Source organism: Candidatus Neomarinimicrobiota bacterium, assembly GCA_041862535.1.
Lineage (GTDB): Bacteria > Fidelibacterota > Marinisomatia > SCGC-AAA003-L08 > TS1B11.
Window position 1 is genome coordinate 1 of record JBGVTM010000377.1, and the last position, 5,648, is coordinate 5,648.

The 5,648-nt window shown below is 57.8% G+C and carries 3 protein-coding genes; 1 reads left to right on the forward strand and 2 read right to left on the reverse strand.

The window, feature by feature from the left end; all coding sequences use genetic code 11:
- On the forward strand, window positions 1–954 hold a 954-nt coding region (locus ACETWG_13585), incomplete at its 5' end, for a DUF1028 domain-containing protein (GenBank protein MFB0517615.1).
- Window positions 955–967: 13 nt separating this feature from the next.
- On the opposite strand, the gene ACETWG_13590 is transcribed toward ACETWG_13585, so the two are convergent.
- Both ACETWG_13590 and uvrA read right to left on the reverse strand, forming a co-directional pair.
- Complete coding sequence (locus ACETWG_13590) at window positions 968–3,268, reverse strand: transketolase (GenBank protein MFB0517616.1); 2,301 nt, start codon at window positions 3,266–3,268, stop codon at window positions 968–970.
- A 41-nt stretch (window positions 3,269–3,309) separates the two neighbouring features.
- Window positions 3,310–5,648: excinuclease ABC subunit UvrA (uvrA, locus tag ACETWG_13595; GenBank protein ID MFB0517617.1), on the reverse strand; the 2,339-nt coding region annotated here is incomplete at its 5' end.

Below are 5,648 nucleotides of genomic sequence, written 5' to 3' on the forward strand. Positions count from 1 at the left end.
TTCACCTGCTCAATGTTGTTCGCCACGAAGAGCGAACCAGCCGGATTGCGACCTGTAGCCACCTACTCCATCGTAGCCCGGGATCCGGCCACCGGGCAACTGGGAGTGGCCGTACAATCGCACTGGTTCTCGGTGGGTTCTTTGGTGACCTGGGCCCGTGCTGGTGTGGGGGCTGTAGCAACCCAGTCCTTCGTGCTGGTCGATTATGGCCCCAATGGACTGGCGCTCATGGAAAGCGGCTCCACAGCCCCTGAGGCCCTGACCCGGCTCATTGCTGCAGATGAGGGCCGGGATGTGCGGCAGGTAGCCATGATTGATGCTGCCGGGAATGTGACCGCCCATACCGGCAAGCGGTGCATCGCAGCCGCCGGTCACTATATAGGAGACCATTTTTCCGTCCAGGCCAATCTCATGCTCAGCGAAGAGGTCTGGCCCTGCATGGCCGCAGCCTTTGAAACGACCACCGGGGATCTGGCTGCCCGCATGCTGGCCGCCCTGGAAGCTGCCGAGTCAGTCGGCGGCGATATCCGCGGTCGCCAGTCGGCAGCCATCCTCATCGTTTCCGGTGAAAATCAAGCGGAACCGTGGCAGGGTGTCGTTATGGAACTCCGGGTAGAGGATCACCCCGATCCCATCGGCGAGCTGCGGCGACTGGTCAAGGTGCACCGGGCTTATGAACACATGAACGCCGGCGACCTGGCGATAGAGCACGGCGACAATGAAGGTGCCCTGCGCGAATACGGCGCCGCCGAAGAACTGTTCCCCGATAACCTGGAAATGAAGTTCTGGCACGCGGTGGCGCTGGTCAATATGGGCCGGCTGGAAGAATCCTACCCGCTGTTCAGAACTATTTTCCGTCGGGATAAGAACTGGCGCAGCCTGCTGCCCCGACTGGTGCCCAGCGACCTCATTGAGCAGCAGGCCGTGGAAAAGGTTCTTAAGCAGGTGAAATAAGTCTAGCTGCCATCTAGTCTAGCTGCCGCTCGGCAAAGGTCTGGATCCCCTCCCAGACATGCTTCGGGTCGATGTGCGACTCGGCCACGATCTCCTCCACCGAGCCACCCGTGCGCCAGCGATTGTCCCAGTCCGGGGTCAGGGCGAAAGCCCGCAAGCGTCGGTTGCCCACCCAGTTGGACATCAGCCGGTAAGCCTGATTGGAAATTATCATGCTGTTGTCCCAGTCCCACGAGGAAAGGATCTTTTCCTGATAGGATTTGCTTTGAAGCACGAAGAGGCCGTAACTGATGGCGGCCACAATCTTCACATTGGGACCCTCCTCCTTGATCCGGGACAGGAGTGACAGCACACTGTTGGTGGCGCTGGTCCCCCGCACGATAAGCGTACCCACCTTAGGCTGCTCAGGATCGTAGTCTTTCATGATATAGGCCCCTTTGGCCGCCTCCAGGTGCGAAGGTATGCCCAGGGCTTCCCGGTCAGGGATAAAAATAGGAGGTCGCGTGAGGTGCAGGGCGATGATCGGCACCTCGGTCGTGAGGGCCGCCCCTAATACAGGGGCCACTTCGTTGTGCTCCCACGGATGCAGGCTGATTATCTGCCCATCGGGGAACAGCTGGGTAACACCCGGGGCAAAGATGCCGAAGTGGGTGCGGCTGTCTTCAGCGGTTTCAGGACCCGAATGGCCCGCAATCCACAGCAGGCGCCCTACCCTCAGATCGGAATCCTGGGCCAACTGGCTGAATAAACGCATGGGACCATACTTGAGGTAGGAAAAGGAGCCATACGTGCTACAGGTCCCATTAAAACCCTCGAAGTCCTCATAGGGATTCTTGGAAAAGTTGACGGTAGCCATGCCTGCCAGCAAACCTGCGTTGGTGAACTCGGTGATGGCTTGCGGTAGCAGCGCGCCCCGGGTGTGGGTGTCCCGGTGATACCACCCGAAGCCTTCAAAATCACCCCAATTCTTCGCGAAGCCGGAAATGTTGGTGGAGTCAGCCAGATCGGCGGAGGCCGCTATGAAAATAGGCACCCCGCAGCGTTCATGACTGAGCTTATTGATCCAGGCACCAAATTTGCCCAGGGCGGCCCGGTTGGGCGCCTTTTGTCCCGGCGCAACAAAAAGCTCCGGCGGATACTCCTCAACTTTCTTTAGCGCCTGCTTGGGTAGCTTGAATCTGGCCCCCGGAACGTAGTCTTCAAGCTCCTCCGGTACCGACTCACCCAATTCGACCAACCTCTCAGCCAGAAAATCCACCAGCTCCTGATTGTCCCGCATCACCGAAACGACTTTGCTCAGATGACTGGCGGTCTCCTCGCGGAATTGGCGATCACTAAAAGGACGCTGCTCTCCAAAATTCTCAAAGGTCACCCCGTACTTGTTGGCAAACTCCCTCCGACCCGCCCAGAAGAGCTCACTGTTGGCTTTATGCGGCACACCGTGTGATTTGTTGTCATAGACGCCGTACCCCCGACCCTTTCGGTTCCTGGTCCAGATCAGCTTGGGCTTGTCTTCACCGTTGGGGCTGTTAAGCAAGATGAAGGCCTTGGTGACCTCCACCCAATTCTCCCCCTGTTCCGTACCCACGACATGGAATCCGTAGGGCTGGAACCAGTCCACCGGGGTGCCTTTTATGACCGAGGAGAAGGGCCGGTCGTCAATACCGAAATCGTTCCAATCCAACACGTAGATCAGGTTTGTTAATCCCAGCCCATAGGCGGTATTCTTGGTCTCATGGGTAGCACCGGTGGAGAGCCCCCCCTCGCCTTCAAAGGCCCAGACCCTGACCTCCGGCACACCGGCCAATTTATAGGCCAGAGCCATACCGGCCGCAGAGGGCTGGCCATGACCGCTGGGCCCGGTGTTATACTTCAAAAACAGGGTCTTGCCACCCATCTCAGCATGGCCGGGCAGTCCCCCATTGCGCCGCAGAGTGAGCAAATCCTCCCAAACTAGGGCCCGCCGTTCGAAATCCCGCACCAGGTACTTGGGATTGTTGGTCTGTTCATACTTGATGCGCAGGGCCTCGTTATACACCGCCAGCATGGCATAGATGAGCGGAACGGTATGCCCGCCCACCAGAACGAAGCGGTCAGCAAAACGCTTGCTGGGATCGCGAATATCCCAGCGCATGGACCCTGAAAGAGTATTAACGATAAGCATATGAACCTTCGAGCGGGAGCCGCCGGGATGGCCGCTCTGCCGGTAGTTGAGCATGATGTCAATGAACTGATCTATGAGATCCTTGATAATCTCATAATACCCAAACTCCTGCTTCAATTGGATAAGGGGGTATGGTGTCGGCGGCCTCATGATGGGATCACTCCTAAATAAATGGGGGGCCCGTGAATGGGCTATGATGTTATTTCGGTCTGAAAATCCTTTTGAGCGCGTATGGATTGGGATATTGGCCGAAGGTCCCGCCCTATAGGCAAAATCTCGCGCAGAATCTGGCCGGTGTATGAACCCGGAGTTTGCGCCACCTCCTCCGGAGTGCCCTCCGCCACGACATAACCACCATCGTCACCACCTTCCGGACCAAGATCCACAATCCAGTCGGCAGTCTTGATCACGTCCATATTGTGCTCGATGATGACCACGGTATTGCCCTTGTCCACCAGCTGGTTGAGCACCTTCAGGAGCATTTCCACATCAGCAAAGTGGAGCCCGGTGGTAGGCTCGTCCAGAATATAAATGGTTCGGCCGGTGCCGGTGCGCGAAAGCTCCGCCGACAGCTTCACCCGTTGCGCCTCACCACCAGACAGCGTGGTGGCCTGCTGGCCCAACCGTAAATAGCCCAAACCCACATCGCAAAGTGTCTGAAGCTTACGCTCAATAGACGGAATATTCTTGAAAAATTCCAGGGCTTCACCACAAGACATATCCAGCACCTGGGCGATGTTCCGACCCTTGTAGGTCACCTCCAGTGTCTCACGATTATAGCGTTTACCCTTGCATTCCTCGCACCGCACATAGACGTCAGGCAGGAAATGCATCTCAATCTTGATAATGCCATCACCCTGGCAGGCCTCACAGCGACCGCCCTTTACGTTAAAGGAAAATCGCCCCGGCTTGTAGCCCCTGATCTTCGACTCGGGTAACTGGCTGAACAAGTCACGAATATGGGTGAAAACCCCGGTGTATGTGGCCGGATTGGAGCGCGGCGTCCGACCAATGGGTGACTGGTCGATGTCGATAACCTTATCCAGATAAAGTAAACCCTGTATCGCATCATATTTCAGAGGCTTTTTCTTACTGGAAAAAAACTCCCGGCTGAGAACGGGGTAGAGGGTCTCATTGATAAGGGTCGACTTACCCGAGCCGCTCACCCCCGTTACACAGACAAAACGCCCTACGGGAATTTTGACGGTGATATTCTTCAGATTATTGCCGCGGGCCCCTGCCAGGCAAAAGAAGCGGTCAGATTTCGATCGGCGCTTTTTGGGCGCCGGAATTTCCCGCAGACCAGCCAGGTACTGGCCTGTCAGGGAGGCGGGGCTGCGCTTGATATCTTCTGGAATCCCGGTGGCTACCACCCAGCCACCCTCATCCCCGGCTCCGGGACCCAAATCCACCACCCAGTCTGCCGACTCAATCGTCTCCCGGTCATGTTCCACTACCAACACCGTGTTACCCAGGTCCCGCAGCTGGGACAGGGTCCGGATAAGCCGACGGTTATCCCGCATGTGCAGACCAACGGACGGCTCATCAAGGATGTAAAGAACCCCCACCAGCTGACTGCCGACTTGGGTGGCCAGGCGAATGCGCTGGCCCTCTCCACCACTCAGGGTGACAGCGGAGCGCGACAGGGTCAGGTAGTCCAGCCCCACGTTGACCAGGAAACCGAGGCGATCCTTGATCTCCTTGAGCACCTGGGCGGCGATCTCCTGCTGGGTGGCGGTGAGCTCCAGCCGCTGAATGAACTCCTGCAGACCTTTCACCGACAGCTCCACTACGTCCCAGATATTCTTACCGCTGACAGTCACCGCCAGGCTTTCTTTTTTCAGGCGGGCACCGCCGCAGTCGGTGCAGGGATGAATGGACATGAAGTGCTCGATCCACTGGCGAATGCCGGGCGAACGGGTTTGGGCGTACCGCCGCCGCAGGTTATTGATCACCCCTTCAAAGCCCCCGGTGTACTCCCCCTGCCAGCGCGGAGAAGTGTAGCGCATGGTGATCCTGGCCCCGGGATCGGTACCGTAAAGAATGACCCGCTGAACCTCCTCCGGCAAGTACTTCCAGGGAGTGGTGAACTTGAATCCGTAATGCTCGGCCAGGCTCTTGATCATCGAGCTGTACAACCCACCGCGCGGCTGCTCACCAATCGGAACTACCGCTCCCTGGATGATACTCTTATTCTTGTTCGGCACCACCAGGTCCGGGTCAATCTCCATCTGGGTGCCCAGGCCGTCACAGGCAGGGCAGGCGCCGAAGGGCGAGTTGAAGGAAAACATGCGGGGCTCAGGCATCTCGTAGCTGATCTCACAGTCGGGGCAGGAAAGCTGCTCACTGAACAGGTGGTCCTTGCCTTTACCCCGCCCGGATTCGGGTACCTCATTGACTATGACCACTCCCGAGCCCATCTTCACCGCCAGCTCCACCGATTCGGTGAGCCGCTCCTTGATGGCCGGCTTGACCTCCAGGCGGTCCACCACCACTTCTATGTCGTGCTTCTTGTTCTTGTGGAGGATAA

Excerpts from the sequence above, each read along its gene's own strand:
- ACETWG_13590 (MFB0517616.1), bottom strand. The coding sequence starts at position 3,268 with ATGAGGCCGCCGACACCATACCCCCTTATCCAATTGAAGCAGGAGTTT.